Raw genomic sequence first — 22,331 nt, 5'->3', positions numbered from 1 at the left:
GTCGGCCAGCGACGAGCGGCCGTCCACATTCCCCATTTCGGGGCACCGACGACAAATCCTGACTATCCAGAATTCCCTATTCCGGTGCATCGGATTGTGTCCTATGCTCGCGGCTCGTCCTGTTCCGCCGCCATCATGCCTACCGCCCGCCCCGCTTCGCCGTCGATCGACCTGCGTATCCTGCTGCGCGGCATCGGGCAGATCGTGCTGCAGGCGAATGCACTCACCGGCGCGCTGCTGCTCGCCGCGCTGGCGCTGACCGACCTGCGGCTCGCGAGCGCGGCGCTGGTCGGCTCGGCCGCCGCCAGCATGACCGCCGTGCTGACGGGCGCCGAGCGCCGCGACGTCGAACAGGGGCTGCATGGCTTCAACGGCGCGCTTGCCGCGCTGATCGCCGTACTGTTCGCGCCCCATCAACTCGCCGCCATCGCGCTGGTGCCGCTGGTCTCGATCGGCGCGGCCCTCGTGCAGCGCGCGATGCGCGGGCCGCTCGCCCGCTGGCGCCAGTGCCCGTATTCGAGCCCGTGCCTCGCCGTCACCGCCCTGTGGCTGCCGTTTGTCGCGCTGCAGCATGCGAGCGGTGCGGCGGTTGCCCCGGCGTTGACGCTTGCTTCCGCCACAGACGCCCTTCTTTCAGGCGTCGCGCAGACCACCTTCGCGCAAGGCGCATGGGCTGGCGTGCTGATCGCCGCGGGCATCGCCGTTGCGTCGCGCCGCGCGGCCGCGTTCGCGCTCGGCGGTGCGATCGTGTCGACCGTGCTGCTGGTCGCGCTCGGCGCAAACGGCGCATTGTTCGCCGATGGTCTCCTCGGCTTCAACGGCGCGCTCGCCGCGCTCGCGCTGATGCCGCGCGGCCCGCGCGCGGCGCTTGCCGCCGCCGCCCTCGCCGCGCTGATCCAGTGGCTCGCGATGCGCGCGAACATCCCCGTGTTCACGGCCCCGTTCGCACTCGCATCATGGGTGACCGTCTACGTCGCGCGCCGCTTCACCCTCGGAGAACCCGATGTCGTCATTCGCACACCGTCCTGAAGTCGTGAAACCCGGCGGCCCGATCTCGGACGCCGAACGCCAGATGCGCGTCGATCTCGCCGCAGCCTACCGGCTTGTCGCGATCAACGGCTGGGACGACCTGATCTACACGCACCTTTCCGCGACCGTGCCCGGCGAGCCCGGCCACTTCCTGATCAACCCGTTCGGCCTGACGTTCGACGAGGTTCGCGCATCGAACCTCGTGAAGATCGACCTGGCCGGCAACCGGATCGGCGACAGCGAGCACGCGGTCAACGTGACGGGCTTCGCGCTGCATGCGGCCGTGCATGCAGCGCGCACCGATGCCGTCTGCGTGATGCATCTGCACAATACGCCCGGCATCGCCGTGTCGATCCAGCGCGACGGGCTGCTGCCCGCGTCGCAGCACGCATTGCGGTTTCATGGCGACCTCGCGTACCACGACTACGAGGCGCTCGCGTTCTCGCCGGCCGAAGGCACGCGGCTCACCACGAGCCTCGGCGCGAAATCCGCGATGCTGCTGCGCAACCACGGCACGCTGACGGTCGGCCGCACCGTGGCCGAAGCCTATGTGCTGATGGATACGCTGATCAAGGCCTGCGACATCCAGGTGCGCGCGCAGGCCGGCGGCGGGCCGCTCGTGATGCCCGCCCCGGCCGTGGCCGACCGCACCGCCGAACAACTGCGCGACGGCGGCGCGATCGAGGGCGAACTGGAATGGCCGGCGCTGCTGCGCCGGCTCGACCGGATCGATCCGTCGTATCGCGACTGACGCCACCTGCCTCATCCTCATCCTGCCGAATCGTTCAACCTCAACCGGAGCATTGCCATGCCGACTTTCAATATCCAGCTGTTCGAAGGCCGCACCGTCGACCAGAAGCGCGCATTCGTCGAAGCAATCACGCGCGTCACGTGCGACACGCTCGGCTGCGAGCCGGGCTCGGTCGACATCATCCTCACCGACGTGAAGAAGGAGAACTGGGCGACGGCCGGGAAGCTGTGGAGCGACGAGCGCTAACCATCAAGGGCGCCGCCGCTTCGGCACCGCCCGCCCCGCGCTGATTCACACACACGCTGCGGCGCCCGCGACGGGCGCTGCACGCGGCCGCCTCCGGCCGCGTGCGTTGTGCGCTCGCACATCGCTTTGTCACGCAATCAGCGCCATAATGCCGGACACACGCAGCAGCCATTGGCCACCCGACGAGGAGACCGCCATGGAAGCGAAGAACGAGGAAGTCGTCGCACACCTGCTCTCCGATGTCGTCGAATTCGCGCGCGGGCGCCTGCCCGAAGCCACCTTCCGGATCGTCGAACCCTTCCTGCGTCACTACTACGATTTCGTCGACGCCGACGATCTGCAGAACCGCAGCATCGCCGACTTGTACGGCGCCGCGATGGCGCACTGGCAGACCGCCCAGAAATTCGTCCCCGGCAGCGAACGGCTGCGCGTGTACAACCCGATCCTCGAACAGCACGGCTGGCATTCCGATCACACGGTGATCGAGATCGTCAACGACGACATGCCGTTCCTCGTCGACTCGGTGACGATGGCCGTCAACCGCCTCGGGCTCGCGCTGCACTCGGCGCTGCACCCGGTGTTCCGCATCTGGCGCGGCGCGGGCGGCGGCATCGAGCGCGTCGATGCGGGCGGCGCGACACCCGGCGACGGCCAGTCGCAACTCGCTTCCTTCATCCATTTCGAAGTCGACCGCTGCGGCGACGCCGCGCTGCTCGACACGCTGCGCGAGGACATCGCGCACGTGCTCGGCGACGTGCGCGCGTCGGTCGAGGACTGGCCGAAGATCGTCGACATCGCCCGTGCGACGATCAAGGAAATGAAGGCGCGCGAATCGACCGCGGAAGACATCGAGGCGCGCGCGTTCCTCGAATGGATGGCCGCCGATCACTTCACGTTCCTCGGCCAGCGCGACTACGCACTGGTGTCGGACGGCACGGGCTTCGGCCTGCGCGGCATCGAAGGCTCGGGCTACGGCATCCTGCGCGAATCGCTGCGCACGTCGGGCGCGCCCGACGTGACGCCGCTGCCGCAGGCCGCCGCCGACATCATCACCGGCGCGTGGCCGATCTTCCTGACCAAGGCGAACTCGCGCGCGACCGTGCACCGGCCCGGCTACCTCGATTACGTCGGCGTAAAACTCGTCGGCGCCGACGGGAAAGTGACCGGCGAACGCCGCTTCATCGGGCTCTACACGTCCACCGCCTACATGGTGTCGAGCGCCGAGATCCCGATCGTGCGCCGCAAGTGCGCGAACATCGTGCGGCGTGCGGGCTTCCTGCCGAAGGGGCATCTCGGCAAGTCGCTCGTGACGGTGCTCGAAACCTATCCGCGCGACGAACTGTTCCAGGCCGACGAAGACCAGCTCTACGACATCGCACTCGGCATCCTGCGGCTGCAGGAACATCAGCGCACGCGGCTGTTCGTGCGGCGCGACCGGTTCGACCGCTTCGTGTCGTGCCTCGTGTTCGTGCCGCGCGACAAGTACAACACCGACCTGCGCCGCCGCATCGCGAAGCTGCTCATCGACGCGTACAACGGCGTGAACGTCGAGTTCACGCCGCTGCTGTCGGAATCGGCGATTGCACGCATTCATTTCGTCGTGCATGCGGAACCGGGCACGATGCCCGACGTCGACACGCGCGAGCTCGAAACGCGGCTCGTGCAAGTGGCGCGCCGCTGGCAGGACGATCTCGCCGACGCGCTGCTCGACGCATTCGGCGAAGAGCAAGGCAACCGCCTGCTGCAGCGCTATGCCGATTCGTTCCCGGCCGGTTATCGCGACGACTACCCGGCGCGCACGGCCGTGCGCGACATCGAGCTGATCGAGCGCGTGAAGGACACCGGCCAGCTCGCGATGAACCTGTACCGGCCGATCGAGGCCGAGCCGCGCGCGTTCCGTTTCAAGGTCTATCGCGCGGGCGACCCGATCGCGCTGTCGCGCAGCCTGCCGATGCTCGAGCATCTCGGCGTGCGTGTCGACGAGGAGCGGCCGTACCGGATCCAGACGCAGGACGCGACGCACGCGTGGGTCCACGACTTCGGCCTCGAGCTCGCGGACGATACCGAGTTCGACATCGAGCGCGTGAAAGGCCTGTTCGAGGATGCGTTCGACCGGATCTGGAGCGGCCGGATCGAGAACGACGACTTCAACCGCCTCGTGCTGCGCGCGCACCTGAGCGCGCGCGAAGTGACGATCCTGCGCGCGTATGCGAAATACCTGCGGCAGGTCGGTTCGACGTTCAGCGATGCGTATATCGAACGCGCGCTGACCGGCAATCCGGCGATCGCCCGACAACTCGTCGAGCTTTTCCTGCTGCGCTTCGATCCGGCCACCGGCGACACGCGCGACGTGCAGGCCGAACGCCTGCTGAAGGCGATCGAAGGCGCGCTCGACCAGGTGCCGAACCTCGACGAGGATCGCATCCTGCGCCAGTTCCTCGGCGTGATCAACGCAACCGAGCGCACGAACTACTTCCTCGCCGACGCGAACGGCGAATCGAAACCGTATCTGTCGTTCAAGTTCAATCCGGCCAAGGTGCCCGGCCTGCCCGAACCGAAGCCGATGTTCGAGATCTGGGTGTATTCGCCGCGTGTCGAGGGCGTGCACCTGCGCGGCGGGCGCGTCGCGCGCGGCGGCCTGCGCTGGTCGGATCGCCGCGAGGATTTCCGCACCGAGGTGCTCGGGCTGATGAAGGCGCAGATGGTGAAGAACGTCGTGATCGTGCCGGTCGGCTCGAAAGGCGGCTTCGTCGTGAAGAACCCGCCGCCGCCAAGCGATCGCGAAGCGTGGATGCGCGAAGGTATCGCGTGCTACCAGACCTTCCTGCGCGGGCTGCTCGACCTGACCGACAACCTCGTCAGCAACGCGATCGTGCCGCCGCCCGACGTGGTGCGCCATGACGCCGACGATCCGTACCTGGTCGTCGCCGCCGACAAGGGCACGGCCACCTTCTCCGACTACGCGAACGCGATCTCGCACGAATACGGCTTCTGGCTCGACGACGCATTCGCGTCCGGCGGCTCGGTCGGCTACGACCACAAGAAGATGGCGATCACCGCGCGCGGCGCATGGGAATCGGTGAAGCGGCACTTCCGAGAGATGGGCATCGATACGCAGACGACCGACTTCACCGTGGTCGGCGTCGGCGACATGTCGGGCGACGTGTTCGGCAACGGGATGCTGCTGTCGCCGCATATCCGGCTCGTCGCCGCGTTCGATCACCGGCACGTGTTCCTCGACCCGAACCCCGATCCCGCGACGAGCTTCGCGGAGCGCGCGCGCATGTTCGCGCTCGAACGCTCGAGCTGGGCCGACTACGATCCGGCCGCGATTTCGTCGGGCGGCGGTGTATATCCGCGCACCGCGAAGACGATCCCGCTGTCGCCGGCCGTGCAGGCCGCGCTCGGCATCGACGCGCACGCGCTGCCGCCGACCGAGCTGATCCGCGCGATCCTGCAGGCGCCGGTCGACCTGCTGTACAACGGCGGCATCGGCACCTACGTGAAGGCCGCGCGCGAAACCCACCTGCAGGTCGGCGACCGCGCGAACGACGCCGTACGCGTGAACGGCGCGGACCTGCGCTGCAAGGTCGTCGGCGAAGGCGGCAACCTCGGCTGCACGCAGTTCGGCCGCATCGAGTTCGCGCAGCGCGGCGGGCGCATGAACACCGATGCGATCGACAACTCGGCCGGCGTCGATTGTTCGGATCACGAAGTCAACATCAAGATCCTGCTGGGGCTCGTCGTGTCCGACGGCGAAATGACCGAGAAGCAGCGCAACGCACTGCTCGCGGAAATGACCGACGAAGTCGGGCTGCTCGTGCTGCGCGACAACTACTACCAGACGCAGGCGCTGTCGATCGCCGGTCGTTATGCGGTCGAGCTGCTCGACGCCGAAGCGCGCCTGATGCGCTGGCTCGAACGCGCGGGCCGCCTGAACCGCGTGATCGAATTCCTGCCGACCGACGACGAAGTCGCCGAGCGGCAAGCCGCGAAGCTCGGCCTCACGTCGCCGGAGCGCGCGGTGCTGCTCGCGTACAGCAAGATGTGGCTCTACGACGCGCTGCTCGAATCCGACGTGCCCGAGGATCCGCTGGTGGCCGCGATGCTCGTCGACTACTTCCCGAAGCCGCTGCAACAGCGCTTCAGCGAACCGATGAGCCGCCATCCGCTGCGGCGCGAGATTCTCGCGACACACCTGACCAACGCGCTGGTGAACCGCGTCGGCTGCGCGTTCGTGCACCGGCTGATGGAGGAAACGGATGCGAAGCCGGGCGACATCGTGCGCGCATGCATCATGGCGCGCGACGTGTTCGACCTCGATGCGGTGTGGCGCGACATCGACGCACTCGACAACCGCGTGGCCGACGACGTGCAGGCGCGCATGTTCGTCGACGTCGCGCGGCTGCTGGAGCGCGCGGCGCTGTGGTTCCTGCGCCATCTGCAATCCGGCGCCGTGGCCGACGGCGGCGTCGCCGAGCTGATCGCACGCTGCCGTGACGCAGCGGAACGGCTCGCACCGCAACTGCCGTCGCTGCTGCCGGCCGACGATCTCGATGCGCTGTCCGAACGGCAGCGCGTGCTCGTCGAAGCCGGCGTCGACAGCGCGCTCGCGGTGCGCGTCGCGAGCGGCGATATTTCAGCCGCGCTGCTCGACATCGCCGAAGTGGCCGCGACCTGCAACCGCAGCCTCGAACTCGTCGCGGGCGTCTATTTCTCGCTGGGTACGCTGCTCAATTACGGGTGGATCAGCGAACGTGCGGCGACATTGCCGACGCCGACGCACTGGGACATGCTCGCGCGCGCGGCCGCACTCGCGGAAGTCGCGCGCCTGAAGCGCACGCTGACGACGAGTGCGCTCGCGGAATCGCCCGATTCGACGACGGTGGAGACGATCGTCGTCGCGTGGCGCGAGCGCCGCGACGCCGCGCTCGCGCGCTACGAGCACCTGCTGGCGGATCTGCGCGCGTCGGGTGGCGCGAGCCTGGCGGTACTGCTCGTGGTCGTGCGGGAAATGGCCGTGCTCGAACGCGCGTGACCGGGCTGGCGGGCGCCCAGTGGATGAGCGTCGCCGGTCCGCCATGACCGGAGCCGGCACGCGCGCCCGCTTGCGTGCGCGCGACGCTAGACCGTCGCAACCAGCAGTTCCTCTGCGTGGTTCGGCGGCCTGAGGCCGTCCGCACGATCCGCGAAATAGCGGCGCGTCAGTTCGGCAGCCGAAATGTGCTCGGTTTTCGCGAAGCCGGCCTCGTGCGCCAGCGCCTGGATCTGCGCCGGCATGAAGAAACTGATGAACGGCGTGCCGCTTGCGCGTGCACCCTTCGCGGCCATTTCGAGCCCCGGACGCACGTCCGGATCCGCGTTCTCCAGCGGCAGCAGGAACGTCATTGCGAGCGTCGAGCCCGGCGCGAGCGACGCAACCTCGCGCAATGCGGCCGCATTCGCTTCGCGCGTCAGGTACATGCTGACGCCGGTCGACACCACGACGGCCGGCTTGCCGGCATCGAAGCCCGCGCCGACGAGCGCATCGCGCCACGACTCTTTCGCCTCGAAATCGACCGGCACGAAACGCAGCCAGTCGGGCACACCGAAACCGAGCTCGACGAGGCGGCGTTGCTTCCAGGCCTGCGGCGCCGGCGGATCGACTTCGAACACCGTCACGCGCGACGCCATGTCGGGCCGGCGCTGCACGAAGCTGTCGAGGCCCGCGCCGAGGATCACGTACTGGCTCACGCCACGCGCGGCCTGCTCGGCCACGAGATCCTCGATGAAGCGCGCCCGCGCGACGATCGACGCGCGAAACGGCCGCGTGAACTGCGGATCCATGTCGCCGCGCTGCTGCCAGCCCGGTTCCGGCGCGAGCAGTTGTAGCCCGACCTCGTCGGCGAGCACGTGCGGCGGCGCGTCGAGTTCGACGTGCAGCGCGCGCCACAGCGCGACGCGCGCGGCCGTGCTGTCGGGGGCGTCTTCGCGGATATCGGTCATGCCGGCCTCACGCGCCTTGCTTGCCCGGCGCCTGCAGGCGCCACACGCGACCGTCCGGATCGCGCACGGTCATGTCGCGCGTGCCCCAGTGCGTGTCCTCGAACGGCGTGACGACATCGACGATCGGCTGCGGCTGCACCGCCTGCTCGTCGGACACCTTGAGCACGACCTGCATGTCCGGCGTCTCGCCCGGCGGCACTTCGGCGATGAACAGGAACGGACCGTCGCCGCTGCGCAGTTGGCCCGAGCTGTGATCGGTTTCGAATTCCAGCTTGAAGCCCAGCGCCTGGAAGAACTTCGCGGACTTGCCCCAGTTGTGCGTCGTCAGGTACACGGCTTCGATTCGCTCGGATGACATGTCACTCCTCCTTGGTGGACGGTTCCGCGCCTGGCGGCGGCGCGGCCAGGTACGCGCGCAACGCATCGGCCACCAGCGCGGACAGCGACTGCTCCGTTTCGATGGCGCGATGCTTGACCTGCCGGATCAGGCCGAGCGGCAGGTACACGTTGAATTGCTTCACTTCTTCGTCGGTCATGAAGGCTAGTATGCTAGCAATCTAGCAAAAGTCAATCGCAAGTACGACGGGATGGATGACGAAAAACGGGCGCGGCCGCATGCGGACCGCCGCTCGGCTATCGCGTGTTCGCGCTATTGCGCGGTGCGCGCCGCCAGCCGTGCAAACAGCGCGTCGAGATCGAACCCCGCCGTATCGATGCCGATCGTGTCACGCAGGCACGCGCCCCACTCGGTCGCGTTGTCGAACGTGACGGAGCGCCCCGTGCCCGCCGCGTCGCGCAGCGTCAGCGTGGTGTTACGCAACGCGGCGCGGCCTTCCGGCAGCACACGGCATGCGATCAGGTCGTTCACGAAGATCGATTCGGGGTACGTCGACGTAAACCAGTTCGCGGCGTCGTAATCGATCCACTCGACCGGTTTCAGTGAGAAACGGTAGGTCGTCTGCCAGCCGTCCGGGATCTCGAACTGCAGGTCGAATTCGCCGTCGACCGGCGCGTCGACCACGCGAAACGCGCCGTGCGGCGTCGGTTGTCGCTCGCCCGGCACGAAGCGCAGCGGTGCGGTCAACGTCGCGCTGCCGAAGCCGATGTCCGCGAGCCAGACCGCGCCGTCGAGATCGATGCGCAGCACCATGTGCGTCTGCGCGGTGACGATCTCGGGCGGCAGCATCCAGCGCACGCGCGCGATCAACGGCGTCACGCGAAAACCGATCGCCGTGAGCGCGGTGTAGAACAGCTTGTTGAGTTCGAAGCAGTAGCCGCCGCGGCGGTGCCCGATCACCTTGTCGACGATCGCGGGCAGGTCGAGCGCGACGCGCGCACCGGTCAGCGGATTGAGGTTCTCGAACGGGATCGCCTGCGGATGCAGCAGATGCAGCCGGCGCAGTACGGCAAGCGTCGGCTCGGCCGGGCCGTCGTAGCCGATGCGGGAGAAATAGCGCGAGAGGTCGAACGAGTCAGTCATGAACCGGCACCGATAAAGGGATACGCCACGATAGCATCGCGCGAAACCCCCATGTTGGGCAGGGCGATTGTCCGCCGTCGCGCGATGCCGTCACCGCATCGCGCGCACCCGCATGACGTTACGGCAGCAGCTTCAGCGCGGAAGATGCGACCGACGGCACCGAAATGCCCTGGCTCGTCGCGAACTGCACGGCCTGGCTGAGCGTCGCCGCGAGCGACTGCAGCTGGCCCGGCGCGCTTTGCGCGAAATACGACGCGGCCTGCATGTTCTGCGGATTCAGGCCCGACTGCAGCAGCGACGCCGCGCTCGTTGACCCGAGATTGCCGAGCCCCGACTGCAACTGCGAATACTGCGTGAGGCCCTGCCCGAGCGACGCGAGGCCATTGCTGAATGCCTGCTTGTCGACCGGGGCGTGGGTTGCACCGCCGCTCGCGAACGCCTGGCCGAGCGCCTGCGACACCGACTGCTGCGCGCCGCCCATCTGCGACAGCGCGGCCGGCGTCAGCGCATTGCCGCCGGACAGCTGGCTCGCGGCCTGCTGTGCCTGCCCGGCCGCGCCGGTCAGCCCCATCGCCGATGCGAGCGACGACTGGCCGGTCAGCACCTGCTGGTTCGCGCCGACATAGGCCTGCAGCAACTGCGCGACCCCGCCGCCCTGCGCGGGGGCTGCCTGCTGTTGCTGCCCGCCGCCGAGCAGCGATGCGCCGAGCGACTGCAGGTCGAGCTGCGCGTGCGCGGCGCTACTGATCAGGATGCCGAACGCGATACCTGCCGAGGCCAGGTGACGGCCCGTCGCGCGAATGTGCTTCATGTGCTTTCCTCGTGCCCGAATGATTGAGGCCGATATTGTCGAAGCGCGTCGCGCGGTGCCGCAACGACTGAAACACATGGAAACGAAATCACGGCGCGCGGCCGCTTGCAATTCCGCGACCGGCAGACGTCGTCACGTGGATTCGTCCACGTTTGCCGCGCGATGTCACGCGCGCACCGGCATTCGTTCTCCGGTTGCGGCAATGCAGGCGACATCCGGTCTTTGTGCGCAGCGCAGCAAAATGCATCGCCGCCGGGCGTCAGGTTCGGCGATCAACGCAAAACGGGCAGCTCGCGCCGCCCGCTTCATCGCCCTGCTACCGGCCAACGGCCGGCCGCGACGTTACGCGGCCATCCACGCCGGCAGCCGCTGGCCGACCCAGTCGGCCGCCTGCTCGTAACCGCGCGCGAGCTGCAACACCGCGAGATCGGCACGCGGGCGCCCGATCAACTGCATCCCCATCGGCAACCCTGCATCGTTGAAGCCGACCGGCACGTTGATCACCGGGCAGCCGGCCAGCGTCCACGGCACGACCGTCTCCATCCAGCGGTGGTAGGTGTCCATCGCGCGGCCCGCGATCGCCTTCGGCCAGCGCTGGTCGACGTCGAACGGGAACACCTGTGCGGTCGGCGCCGCGATGAAGTCGTAGCGGTCGAAGAAACTCAGCACGGCCTGATGCCACGCGGTGCGCTCGACGCTCGCGTCGAACACCGCCGCACCCTGCATCGCGAGCAGCCCTTCGACTTCGTAGATCGCCTCGGGCTTCAGCAGCGCACGGCGCGCCGGGTCGCGATAGTGCGCGAGCAGCCCGCCGCCGGACAGCAGATGCCGGTGCGCAAGCCACAGGCGCCAGATGCGGTCGGGTGCGAACGCCGGCAATGCGGCATCGACGTCGCAGCCGATCTCGCGCAGCGTCGCGAGCCCGTGCTCGCACTGCGCAAGCACGCCGGCCTCGGTCGCGAGATAGCCGTTCCAGTCGCCGACCCAGGCAATGCGCTTGCCGCGCAGATCCGCATCGAGCGGCTGCGCAAACACGGCCGGGTCTTCCGCGAGCGATAGCGGATCGTTCGCGTCGTAGCCGGCCTGGATCGCGAGCAGCTGCGCGACGTCGCCGACGGTGCGGCCCATCGGCCCTTCGATCCCGAGCTGCTGCACGAACACGTCGACGCCCGGCCAGCGCGGCACGCGGCCCTGCGACGGACGGAAGCCGTAGATGTTGCAGAACGCGGCCGGGTTGCGCAGCGACCCGCCGAAATCGCTGCCGTCCGCGACCGGCAGCATCCGCGCCGCAAGCGCCGCCGCCGTGCCGCCGCTGCTGCCGCCCGCGCTCTTCGTCAGGTCGTACGGATTGCGCGTTGCGCCATAGACCTCGTTGAAGGTGTGCGAGCCGAGCCCGAACTCGGGCGTGTTGGTCTTGCCGATGAAGATCGCGCCGGCCGCGCGCATCCGCGCGACGCCGACGGAATCGGCCTGCGGCACGTTCTCGCGGAAGATCGGCGAGCCGTACGTCGTCCGCAGCCCCTTCGTCATCGCCAGATCCTTCGGCGCCTGCGGCATCCCGTGCATCCAGCCGTGATACTCGCCGCGCGCCAGTGCGGCATCCTTTTCCGCGGCTTCGGCCAGCAACGCGTCGCGGTCGCGCAGCGCGACGATCGCGTTGACCGCGCCGTTCACGCGCTCGACATGATCGAGGTACGCGCGCATCGTCTCGACACACGAGACCGCCTTGCTGCGGATCGCCGCGGCGAGCTCGCCGGCCGACAGGCGCACGATCGGATCGACGGAAATGGAAGCGGGAGCGAGAAGCTGCGGGGCGCCGTGCGGCATGCGGGGTCTCCTGGAATCGGAATGGAATGGCGGGCCGCGTGGCGGCGGCGGGCGCTCCCGGACCGGCCGGGAGAGGCCGCCGCCGCGGCCGATGCTCTACTCTACGCGACGCCGGATCGGCGACCTCCGATATTTTCCGTCGCGATTCATTGCGGATCCGACTAAATCGGGGCGATGCTCGCCGGGCCGCTCACACCCTCCCGGCCGATGAAATCGTTTATGCGCATAAACTTAAATTTCTTATATTTCTAATAGACGTGTCATGCGGCGGCGCACGTTAACGACATTTTTACGCGGCCGCCCGATCTCTTTAGATTGCCCGCTCCGGCTGCGCGCTACGCTGAAAGCATCTCGTTCCCAGGACACCGTTCATGCTCAAGTTGCTGGTTCCGGTCGGCCACTCGCCGCGTTCGCTCCAGGCCGTTCGCCACGCGACATTCCTGTATCGCGAGCGCTGCGCGTCGGAAATCGTGCTGATCAACGTCCAGGCGCCGCTCGAATCGACGCGGCTCGAGGCCTATCACCCGCTTTCGCGGCTGCGCTCGATCGAGGAGAAGTTCGCGTCCGACGATCTGGCGATGGCGGAGCGGATCCTGCGGGAGGCCGGCGTGAAATACACCGTCGTGATGAAGGTCGGCCCGGTGGCCGACACGATCGCCACCGCCGCAGCCGAGACCGGGTTCGACGAGATCGTGGTGGTCGCGCCGCGGCACGACCCGCTGCATGCGCTGATGTCGGTATTTCGCCGCAGCGTGATGGGCCGGCTGGTGCGCATTTCGAATGTGCCGGTGACGGCCGTGCAATGACGGGCATCAGGCACGGCGGGCGGCGCAGTTGAAGCCGCCCCCCTGACCGGCCCGCGGGCTTGCACCCGCGGCCGTCGAACGAGCGACGAGGTACGTGTGCGCATCGTGCATCGCGCGTGTACCCGCCATCAGGCAGCGCTCAGTCGATGACCTTTCGCCAGAACACGAAATAGGCGGCCGCCGAAGACGCCACCAGCAGAATGGCCCACATCGGAGCAAGGCTGATCAGCACGGAAGAGACGTTCAACATTTGGATTCCTCACTATTTCGACAGCGATATTCAACACATACCGGCTTGCCGGAACCGATGCATTCACCGGCCATCGCGTTCCGTCAAATCATGCATTCATGCTATCGCCTTGAACGGTCGCGCGACCGTCTCCTCCCGCCCGTACCCTGACATTCGTCAAACTCGCGCGCATCATCGCCGTACCGGGTTCCGATGGAAAATCGGGACAGGGTCACCGCGCCCCGCCACCGTTTTCAGCAGACGTTTACCGGGGGAAGCCCCAAGTGCTTCGTCGAACGTGTCCCGTTACGCTTGAGCGACGAGGAGACGAATCATGAGACGAGCCGTACATATCGCTGTTTTCGCGCTGCTGGCCTATCTCATCGGCGATCGGGCAATCCTGCATGCGCAGGGCCGCGACGCCAGCCCGCTCGCATGTGAGCAAGGCGCCGCGCAGGTCAGGGCCGACGCGCTTGGTCGTGGTTTCGGCGCCGCCGCCGCCGGCAGCCAGAGCGAGGCCTTCATGTCGGGCTGCCTGGTGACCGGGCGAGGCAACCAGGACGTCGCGATGGCGAACCGGTGACGCGCCGGCCACGTTCAAGCCGAAGCGGCCGAACGCAAGCCGCGTGCGTCAGTTCCCGCTGTTGACCGTCATTTTCCCGATCGACGTCGCGACGGACGTCGCGGTCCGGACACCGTTCACGCTGAACGTCTGCTCGCGGTCCACATCGTTGGCGGGAAGACGCATCGACAACTGCGCCATCAGGCCGTCTTTCCCGTACTGACCGAACCAGTCGATCAACCGGCCGATGTAGCACGTGCCGCCGACATGCACCGGCATGTCGCCGACGATCTCGTACGAATAGTGACCGGGGCCATAGTTCGAATACGCGTCGCGATCATCGCCCTGCACCGACGGCGGAATCGGGCATAGCGGCTTGTCGGCGCCCGCATCGCGCGCGGCACGGTCGCTCACGTCGTGCAACGCCTGTTCGAGCGCCGCATGCAATGTGCCGTCGAGCATCGTCGAACCGGCCTTGCCTTCCTTGTGCTGCGCGATCGGCACCGACAGGCGGTAGCGGTAGTGCACGGTCAGTATCGGCACCTGGTCGATGACGGTAAATGGCCGCAGCAGGTAAAACTCGTCCACGCCATAGTGGCTGTCGCGATACAGCGCGTAAACGCGCCCGCGCAGCCGAACCCAATCGGCCGCCTGATTCGCGCCGCGGCCGTTCGTCGTGTACAGGCTGCGGTCGATCGCCTCGTTCGACTCGCCGGCCGTCTCGAACTTGCCGCCGTTGCGGCGCAAGACGTCCACCGACGACCACAACCCCGTTCCGATCGCCGCCGATTCGATCACCAGATCGCGCTGCCCGTTGCCATCGAGATCGATCAGCGTGTAGGTCACACTCGACTCCGTGTCACCGCCGTCGGTGTGCGACGCCTTCAACGCTTTCCATTCGTCTGGCGTCACGCCGCCGGGCCGGACCGTCGGGAACGCCGCACCCTGCCCGTCGTCGGACGCGCTGGAAAACCGTGTGACCGCCGTCCTGATCCGCAGACGCGCGATCACGTTCTCGACCGGCGAGCTTGCATCCGTTTGGCGCGCCCGGTCGACGAGCGTACGCAGGTCGTCGAGCGCGGCCGTGTCTTCGGCGTCGGGGCGATAGGCGAGCACCGTGGCCAGTTGCGATTGCAGTTCGCCGATCCGCGCCAGATAGCGTTGCTCGAGGCAGCCATGATCGGCGCCGCATTGATCGCGTGTCTTCAGCCAGCCTAGCTGCGCGGTGCGCAACGTGGCGCGCCGATCCGGCGGCAACGCACCGGACAGCTTCCGGTAAAAGGACGACAGCCTGTCGTCGTCCAGATGCAGGTCGTTCGACGCGCAAACGGCCTTTTCCGTCGAGCTGGTCGCCTGCGCACAGTCGAGCCCTGCCGCGACGCCCGGGAATGCGTGCGCAAGCAGCACGAGCAGCACCGTGCGCCGCAACGGGGCTTCAACATGGAATTTCATGAATGGTTTCTCGACGGTCAACGCGTGTGCCCGGGTCGTGGCTCGACCGGCCTCCAGCGTGCGATTGTCCACCCATTGACCGGCTGGCGGAATCGCCGGCAAGCATCGACGCACGCAGCCGCGCCCGTCGGCGACGGCGCACCGGATTTCCGCTACAGTGGCTTGCCCGGCCTTCGACCTCAGGCCGCCACGTCGAGACTCCGCTCCATCTACAACGACAGCCAATCAAAAGATGAGCCATCCGAACACTGAACTGATCCAGCGTTTCTACACGGCTTTCCAGCAGCGCGACATCGACGCGATGCTCGCCTGCTATGCCGACGACATCGTCTTCAGCGATCCCGCGTTTGGCGAACTGCATGGCGACCTCGCACGCGACATGTGGCGCATGCTCGTCGCGCGGGCGCAGGAATTTTCGCTGACGTTCGGCGACGTCGCCGCGAACGAGCAGACCGGCGGCGCGGAGTGGATCGCACACTACCGGTTCACCGCGACCGGCCGGATGGTGGTCAACCGGATCGATGCGCGGTTCCGGTTTCGCGATGGCCGCATCGTCGAGCATCGCGACAGTTTCGACCTGTGGCGCTGGGCGCGTCAGGCGCTCGGGCTGAAAGGCACGCTGCTCGGCTGGACCCCGTTCATGCAACGTGCAATCCGCGCTCAGGCGCGGAAAAATCTCGACGCGTATCGAGCGAAGCGGAAATAAGTCACGCGCCACTATGGCTTCATCGTCGCGTTGATCAGGTCGTGGGCCATGTCCGGCAACACGCCGTCCGGGTTCTTGAGGCCGTTCTCGCGATACCAGCTCTCATCGGCCTCGGGATGCGGACCGGCGAGCCCGACGCGTCCCTTGCCGTAGCGGTACGTCGCGGCTGCGATATCGCGGTTCGGGTACGTCGCCAGTACGACACCGCCGGAGCCGGCCGGCACGGCCGGGAGCATCGCGCCGTCCTGATAGTAGATCCAGCGTTTCTTCCCGCGCCAAACGACCGGCGTGACCGTGTCGGCGATGCCGTGCAGCGTCGAGCCCGGCCGATCGACTTCGGAGTCGATGTCGCCGTCGACCAGCCGGAAACCCTGATCGCCCGCCAGGTACGCGCCCATGCAGAGCCCCAGGTAACGCCCGCCGTTCGATACGTAATGCCGCACGGCCTTGATTGCATGTTTCCCGATGCTGGCTGCCGCGCCGGGCACGTCCTGCCCGCCGCCGGGCTGCACATATAACGCCGCACCGGCCAGCACCGCGGGCGTGATCCTGAGCTTTTCCGCCGGGCCGACGTAGATCACCCGGAAGTTGTAGTCCGAATCCCGCAGGCGGTTGGCGATCGCCTCGGGGCAGCCATCGCATGCGGCGGGGCCGCGATAGACCAGCGCGACGGGCCGGCTGGCCTCGCGGCGCGTTTCGTCGCCGGTCGTCGCCGCATGAACGGCCGACGACGCGACGAGCGACATCACCAGGAAAATCGAATCTCTGGATCGCATGTTCTTGATTACCGGCGTAAGAAGGATCGCAGCCGCCCGGGACGAATCGACGGCCAAGCGCCAATTTCCGCCCCGCGCTTTTGAAACCTGATCGCAAGCTGCGTGACAGGAAGCGTAGACGCGCGAAAGCGCCGCGTGTGTACCGTTTCCTGCGCGGTTGTGCAGAAATGTGCGGCATCGGGAGCCTGATCCGGCCCCGCAGACAACCCACCGGGCCACGCCAGACAAGGCCACCTCCACCATGCAGCCACGATTCCCGACCCTTCGTGCACCAACTCTTATATAAGACATAAGACATTTGACGTTAAAGAGCATTGAGATTAGAATCCCGCTCAAAGCAGTGCCTGGAATAGCCCCGGAGTGCCGGCAAGGCCTTCCCCTCAAACGCAATATCAGCAGGTCTCCCCATGCTTGAAAACTTTCGTGCTCACGTGGCCGCCCGCGCCGCGCTCGGTATTCCTCCCCTGCCGCTGACGGCTCAGCAGACCGCCGAACTGGTCGAATTGCTGATCAACCCGCCGGCCGGCGAAGAGCAGACGCTCGTCGACCTGATCACCCATCGCGTACCTGCAGGCGTCGACGAAGCCGCCCGCGTGAAGGCCGGCTTCCTGGCAGCCGTGGCCAAGGGCGAGACCGCCTGCCCGCTGATCTCGCGCGCACGCGCCACCGAACTGCTCGGCACGATGCTGGGCGGCTACAACATCCAGCCGCTGATCGAGCTGCTGTCCGACGAGGCAGTCGCTGCCGTCGCCGCCGACGCACTGAAGAAAACCCTGCTGATGTTCGACCAGTTCCATGACGTGAAGGAACTCGCCGACAAGGGCAACGCGCACGCGCAGGCCGTGCTGCAGAGCTGGGCCGACGCCGAATGGTTCACGAGCCGCCCGGAAGTGCCGCAAAGCCTGACCATCACCGTGTTCAAGGTGACGGGCGAAACCAACACCGACGACCTGTCGCCGGCGCCGGACGCCACCACCCGCCCGGACATCCCGATGCACGCGCTGGCGATGCTGAAGAACGCGCGCCCGGGCATCACGCCGGAAGAAGACGGCAAGCGCGGCCCGGTCAAGTTCATCGAATCGCTGAAGGAAAAGGGTCACCTGGTCGCCTACGTGGGCGACGTGGTCGGCACCGGCTCCTCGCGCAAGTCGGCCACCAACTCGGTGCTGTGGTTCACCGGTGAAGACATCCCGTTCGTGCCGAACAAGCGCTTCGGCGGCGTGTGCCTCGGCAGCAAGATCGCCCCGATCTTCTACAACACGATGGAAGATGCCGGCGCGCTGCCGATCGAGCTCGACGTGTCGCAGATGGAAATGGGCGACGTGGTCGAACTGCGCCCGTACGAAGGCAAGGCGCTGAAGGACGGCAACGTGATCGCCGAATTCCAGGTCAAGTCCGACGTGCTGTTCGACGAAGTGCGCGCCCGGCGGCCGCATTCCGCTGATCATCGGCCGTGGCCTGACCGCGAAGGCACGCGAAGCGCTCGGCCTCGCGCCGTCGACGCTGTTCCGCCTGCCGCACCAGCCGGCCGACAGCGGCAAGGGTTTCTCGCTCGCGCAGAAGATGGTCGGCCGCGCCTGCGGTTTGCCGGAAGGCCAGGGCGTGCGCCCGGGCACGTACTGCGAACCGAAGATGACCTCGGTCGGCTCGCAGGACACCACGGGCCCGATGACCCGCGACGAACTGAAGGATCTGGCCTGCCTCGGCTTCTCGGCCGACCTCGTGATGCAGTCGTTCTGCCACACCGCCGCTTATCCGAAGCCGGTCGACGTGAAGACGCACCAGACGCTGCCGAACTTCATCAGCACGCGCGGAGGCATCGCACTGCGCCCGGGCGACGGCGTGATCCACTCGTGGCTGAACCGCATGCTGCTGCCCGACACCGTCGGCACCGGCGGCGATTCGCACACGCGCTTCCCGATCGGCATCAGCTTCCCGGCAGGTTCGGGCCTGGTCGCGTTCGCGGCCGCCACCGGCACGATGCCGCTGGACATGCCGGAATCGGTGCTGGTCCGCTTCAAGGGCAAGATGCAGCCGGGCGTCACGCTGCGTGACCTCGTCAACGCGATCCCGCTGTACGCGATCAAGCAAGGCATGCTGACGGTCGCCAAGCAAGGCAAGAAGAACATCTTCTCGGGCCGCATCCTCGAAATCGAAGGCCTGCCCGACCTGAAGGTCGAGCAAGCGTTCGAGCTGTCGGATGCATCCGCCGAGCGTTCGGCCGCCGGTTGCTCGGTGCACCTGAACAAGGAACCGATCATCGAGTACCTGAACAGCAACATCACGCTGCTCAAGTGGATGATCGCGCAGGGTTACCAGGATCCGCGCAGCCTGCAGCGCCGTATCGCGGCGATGGAGCAGTGGCTGGCCGACCCGCAACTGCTGTCGCCGGATGCCGACGCCGAGTACGCGGCCGTCATCGAGATCGACCTCGCCGACATCCACGAGCCGATCGTCGCATGCCCGAACGACCCGGACGACGTGAAGACGCTGTCCGAAGTCGCCGGCGCCAAGATCGACGAAGTGTTCATCGGTTCGTGCATGACCAACATCGGTCACTTCCGTGCCGCGTCGAAGCTGCTGGAAGGCAAGCGCGACATCCCGGTCAAGCTGTGGGTCGCGCCGCCGACCAAGATGGACCAGAAGCAGCTGACGGAAGAAGGCCACTACGGCGTGTTCGGCACGGCCGGTGCCCGTACCGAAATGCCGGGCTGCTCGCTGTGCATGGGTAACCAGGCTCAGGTGCGCGAAGGCGCGACGGTCATGTCGACGTCGACCCGCAACTTCCCGAACCGTCTCGGCAAGAACACGAACGTGTATCTCGGCTCGGCGGAACTGGCAGCGATCTGCTCGCGTCTGGGCAAGATCCCGACCAAGGAAGAGTACATGGCCGACATGGGCGTGCTCACCGCGAACGGCGACAAGATCTACAAGTACATGAACTTCGACCAGATCGAAGACTTCAAGGAAGTGGCCGACACCGTGCAGATGTAAGCACGCAGTCGGGCTGCGGCGGGTGGTAACCGCCGCAGCGCCGCGCAATGGCGCCACAGGCCGAAAGGCCGCGGCGCCATTTTTTCATGCGTCGCCGGCACCCGGCACGCGGCGGATCACCAGCTCGTTGAAGCCGGTGCCCGCGTCGGGTTCGCGCGAGAAACGATGCGCGGGAAGCAGCGCCAGCAGGATTTCGGCCGTCGTACGCACCACGCAACCGCTCGCGACATGGCCACCCCACACGCGGCCGTGCGCGTCGGAAACGGACATGTGCAGGTGTGCGCCGTCCGGCGATACCGAACCGGCCAGCGTCAGGATTTCGAGGTCGCCGCGCAGTTCGGTCGGCTGGTCGACGCCGGCGAAGCGCAGTTGCGCGACGCTCAGGCTGCCGATGCCCTGGATCACGAAGGCGGCATGCGATTCGTGCTGACGTAATGCCGCCTCGATGGCGCCGCGCAGATCGTCGCCGGGGGAAAGACGTAGAGGATGGGCTTGCATGGTCGAGCACCCGCTGGTGAGCCGTGATGTCGACAAAGCGTACGTTCGACTCGTGAATCCGGCAAGTCACCGGCCCTTGGGTCATGCGCGCCCTGTCGCCTCACCCGCGCCGATCGCTCGCCAGCAACCCGTACAGCGCGCTGTCCGACACTTCGTCGCCGACGATCCAGCGTTCGCGCAGCAGCCCTTCCCGCTCGAAGCCGAGCCGTTCGAGCAGCCGTGCCGACGCGACGTTGCGTGGATCGATATCGGCTTCGAGCCGGTTCAGGCACAACGTATCGAACGCATGCTCGATCACGGCCGACGCCGCTTCACGCATGTATCCGCCATTCCAGAATTTGCGACGCAGGCTGAATCCGATCTCGGCACGCCGGCATTGCTCGTTCGCATGAAACAGCACGCATTCACCCAGCACGTCGCCGGTTTCCCGCAGTTCGAGCACGCACACGAAATCCTGCCCGCTCGCCGACGTCCGCAGGTTGCGCTCGACGCGTTCGATCGCCTGTTCGACGTGCGTCATCGGCGAGAACGAAAAATAGCGCATCGCTTCGGCGTCCGACCACAGATCGAACAGTGCATGCGCATCGGATTCGCGCGGCGGACGAAGGACGAGACGCGGTGTCTCGAGCGTGACGGTGTCGAACATCGGCATGGCAGTGGCGGCGGTCGGAAATAAATGATCGGACGATTAGACCATGCAAACCGCCGAAAGCGAAAAAAGGCCCGGACGAAATCCGGGCCTTTCGCTTCACCTCAACCGTTGCGGCCGGCCGCGCTTACGCCTCCAGCGCCTCCAGCACCTTCCCCTTCGTCTCGATCCCGACGAAGTGCACGGTCACTGCCGCGATCAGCGGCACGATGCCGATCAGGTAGAACGCCGGCGCGAGGTTTCCACCGATGATCGCGTGCGGCACGACCATCGGCGCGACGAACGACGCGATCTTCAGCCAGGCGCTGCCGAGCCCGCAGCCCGACGCGCGGATGCTCGTCGGATACTGCTCCGGCGTGTAGACGTACGCGGTGATGAACCCCGACGCCATCAACCCGAGCGACAGCGAACAGAAAATCGCGACGACGTACACCGACGACGCGTGATAGACGCCCGCGAACGCCAGCGAAAGCGCACACAGCACGAACGACCATACGATCACCGGCTTGCGGCCGAGCTTGTCGACCAGCAGCGCGGACGCCAGCGACCCGAACACGCCCATCACCGAGCCGATCACCGCGAGGTTCAGCGCGAGCTGCAGCGGCGCGTGATAGAAATTCTTGTAGATCGTCGGCAGCCAGGTCGACAGCCCGTACTGGATGAACCCGCAGGTCGCCCACAACGTCGCCACGGCGAGCGTGCGCTTGCGATACGCGGCGCTGAACAGGTCGCTCATCTTGCGCTTCGGATGCTGGCGCACCATTTCGTCGAACGCAGCCACCTGCGTGACGGGCGGCAGTTCGCCGCGCACCGACGCTTCGAACACGCTCGTTGCGCGCCCGGCTTCCGCGAGCCGCCCGCGCGACGCGAGCCAGCGCGGCGATTCCGGCACGAGACGCGTGAGCACGAGCGACAGGATCAGCGGCAGCCCGCCGACGAAGTACATGATTTCCCAGCCGAAGCGCGGCACGAGCCACGCACCGAGCGCCATCGACACGAGCAGGCCGATCGGGAACACGATCTCGTACAGCAGCACGAAACGGCCGCGGCCATGCGCACGCGTGATCTCGTTGATGTACGTCGCGGCGACCGGCAGCTCGCCGCCGAGCCCGAGCCCTTGCAGGATCCGCAGCAGCACGAACACTTCGAAGGTCGGCGCGAAGCCGCACGCGATGCTCGTGATGCCGATCACGGCCGAGCTCCACGCGATCGCCTTCACGCGGCCGTGCTTCTCCGCCAGCGCGGGAAACAGGAACGCGCCGATCAGTTGGCCGATCGCGCCGGACGCGATCAGCATGCCGATCTGCGTCGGCGACAGCCCCCATTTGTGGATCAGCAACGGCAGCGTCGCCGCGATCGTGATCACGTCGAAGCCGTCGAAGAACGTCGCGGTGCCGATCAGCACGCGCGCACGGATCTGCATCGAGTTGGCCGGAAGCCGCTCGAGCCGCGCGATGATCGCGCCGGGCGTGGAGGCGGCAGCTTCCATCGTGGCGCGACCGGCCACGACGTTGTCGAAAGTGCTCATGC

Annotated in this window: 18 protein-coding genes and 1 pseudogene; 8 read left to right on the top strand and 11 right to left on the bottom strand. The window is 67.0% G+C overall.

The features are described from left to right. The first annotated feature begins 135 nt into the window (after positions 1-135). The 4 genes from KEC55_RS17855 (at position 136) to KEC55_RS17840 (ending at position 7,064) form a co-directional block, all read left to right on the top strand. Entirely contained in the window at positions 136-1,029 is an 894-nt protein-coding gene (locus KEC55_RS17855; protein ID WP_282509140.1) for an urea transporter, read from the top strand. Then, positions 1,004-1,780, top strand: a complete 777-nt coding sequence (locus KEC55_RS17850; RefSeq protein ID WP_282509138.1) for a class II aldolase/adducin family protein — start codon at positions 1,004-1,006, stop codon at positions 1,778-1,780. Before KEC55_RS17855 ends, KEC55_RS17850 begins: the two co-directional genes overlap by 26 nt. A gap of 57 nt (positions 1,781-1,837) precedes the next feature. After that, entirely contained in the window at positions 1,838-2,026 is a 189-nt protein-coding gene (locus KEC55_RS17845; RefSeq protein ID WP_282509136.1) for a 4-oxalocrotonate tautomerase, read from the top strand. Positions 2,027-2,222: 196 nt separating this feature from the next. Then, entirely contained in the window at positions 2,223-7,064 is a 4,842-nt protein-coding gene (locus tag KEC55_RS17840; protein WP_282509134.1) for an NAD-glutamate dehydrogenase, read from the top strand. Between the two features lie 86 nt (positions 7,065-7,150). On the opposite strand, the gene KEC55_RS17835 is transcribed toward KEC55_RS17840, so the two are convergent. From KEC55_RS17835 to KEC55_RS17810, 6 genes are all read right to left on the bottom strand, one after another. Next, on the bottom strand, positions 7,151-8,011 hold the full coding sequence (locus KEC55_RS17835; protein WP_282509132.1) for a class I SAM-dependent methyltransferase: 861 nt from the start codon (positions 8,009-8,011) through the stop codon (positions 7,151-7,153). A 7-nt stretch (positions 8,012-8,018) separates the two neighbouring features. Continuing rightward, the gene (locus KEC55_RS17830) at positions 8,019-8,369 is read right to left on the bottom strand and encodes a VOC family protein (protein ID WP_282509130.1); all 351 of its coding nucleotides are present in this window, start codon (positions 8,367-8,369) and stop codon (positions 8,019-8,021) included. 1 nt (position 8,370) lies between these two features. Further along, a complete protein-coding gene (locus tag KEC55_RS17825) occupies positions 8,371-8,547 on the bottom strand; it encodes a ribbon-helix-helix protein, CopG family (RefSeq protein WP_176050107.1) in 177 nt (58 codons plus the stop codon). Positions 8,548-8,660: 113 nt separating this feature from the next. Further along, positions 8,661-9,491, bottom strand: coding sequence for an arylamine N-acetyltransferase family protein (locus tag KEC55_RS17820; RefSeq protein ID WP_282509127.1), 831 nt, complete (start codon positions 9,489-9,491; stop codon positions 8,661-8,663). A gap of 118 nt (positions 9,492-9,609) precedes the next feature. Next, on the bottom strand, positions 9,610-10,302 hold the full coding sequence (locus tag KEC55_RS17815; protein ID WP_282509125.1) for a hypothetical protein: 693 nt from the start codon (positions 10,300-10,302) through the stop codon (positions 9,610-9,612). Positions 10,303-10,644: 342 nt separating this feature from the next. After that, the gene (locus KEC55_RS17810) at positions 10,645-12,129 is read right to left on the bottom strand and encodes an amidase (protein ID WP_282509124.1); all 1,485 of its coding nucleotides are present in this window, start codon (positions 12,127-12,129) and stop codon (positions 10,645-10,647) included. Positions 12,130-12,500: 371 nt separating this feature from the next. Here KEC55_RS17810 and KEC55_RS17805 point away from each other — a divergent pair, with 371 nt between their 5' ends. Together KEC55_RS17805 and KEC55_RS17800 are read left to right on the top strand one after the other, a co-directional pair. Beyond that, a complete protein-coding gene (locus KEC55_RS17805; RefSeq protein ID WP_282509122.1) occupies positions 12,501-12,935 on the top strand; it encodes a universal stress protein in 435 nt (144 codons plus the stop codon). Positions 12,936-13,498: 563 nt separating this feature from the next. Beyond that, positions 13,499-13,747 (top strand): adhesin, encoded by a 249-nt coding sequence (locus tag KEC55_RS17800; protein WP_282509120.1) that lies wholly within the window; start codon positions 13,499-13,501, stop codon positions 13,745-13,747. Between the two features lie 48 nt (positions 13,748-13,795). Here KEC55_RS17800 and KEC55_RS17795 read toward each other — a convergent pair whose 3' ends face one another. After that, entirely contained in the window at positions 13,796-15,178 is a 1,383-nt protein-coding gene (locus KEC55_RS17795) for a lysozyme inhibitor LprI family protein (protein ID WP_282509118.1), read from the bottom strand. Between the two features lie 232 nt (positions 15,179-15,410). On the opposite strand from KEC55_RS17795, the gene KEC55_RS17790 reads away from it, so the two are divergent. Then, positions 15,411-15,884 carry a nuclear transport factor 2 family protein gene (locus KEC55_RS17790; protein WP_282509116.1) on the top strand — a complete coding sequence of 158 codons (474 nt, stop codon included), beginning with the start codon at positions 15,411-15,413 and terminating at the stop codon, positions 15,882-15,884. A gap of 11 nt (positions 15,885-15,895) precedes the next feature. On the opposite strand, the gene KEC55_RS17785 is transcribed toward KEC55_RS17790, so the two are convergent. Beyond that, positions 15,896-16,903 (bottom strand): BPL-N domain-containing protein, encoded by a 1,008-nt coding sequence (locus tag KEC55_RS17785; RefSeq protein WP_282509113.1) that lies wholly within the window; start codon positions 16,901-16,903, stop codon positions 15,896-15,898. A 164-nt stretch (positions 16,904-17,067) separates the two neighbouring features. Here KEC55_RS17785 and acnB point away from each other — a divergent pair. Then, positions 17,068-19,654: pseudogene (acnB, locus tag KEC55_RS17780) on the top strand (bifunctional aconitate hydratase 2/2-methylisocitrate dehydratase). A gap of 84 nt (positions 19,655-19,738) precedes the next feature. Here the strand turns inward: acnB and KEC55_RS17775 are convergent. The 3 genes from KEC55_RS17775 to KEC55_RS17765 all read right to left on the bottom strand — a co-directional run bounded on the left by KEC55_RS17775 (position 19,739) and on the right by KEC55_RS17765 (position 22,329). Continuing rightward, positions 19,739-20,152 carry a PPC domain-containing DNA-binding protein gene (locus KEC55_RS17775; protein ID WP_282509112.1) on the bottom strand — a complete coding sequence of 138 codons (414 nt, stop codon included), beginning with the start codon at positions 20,150-20,152 and terminating at the stop codon, positions 19,739-19,741. 100 nt (positions 20,153-20,252) lie between these two features. Continuing rightward, the gene (locus KEC55_RS17770; protein ID WP_282509110.1) at positions 20,253-20,804 is read right to left on the bottom strand and encodes a GNAT family N-acetyltransferase; all 552 of its coding nucleotides are present in this window, start codon (positions 20,802-20,804) and stop codon (positions 20,253-20,255) included. 124 nt (positions 20,805-20,928) lie between these two features. Next, positions 20,929-22,329: an MFS transporter gene (locus KEC55_RS17765; RefSeq protein ID WP_282509108.1), complete on the bottom strand. Its 1,401-nt coding sequence runs from the start codon at positions 22,327-22,329 to the stop codon at positions 20,929-20,931. Positions 22,330-22,331 lie beyond the last annotated feature (2 nt).

This window comes from Burkholderia cepacia (genome assembly GCF_029962485.1).
GTDB lineage: Bacteria > Pseudomonadota > Gammaproteobacteria > Burkholderiales > Burkholderiaceae > Burkholderia.
This window is presented reverse-complemented; position numbering and strand designations above follow the sequence as displayed.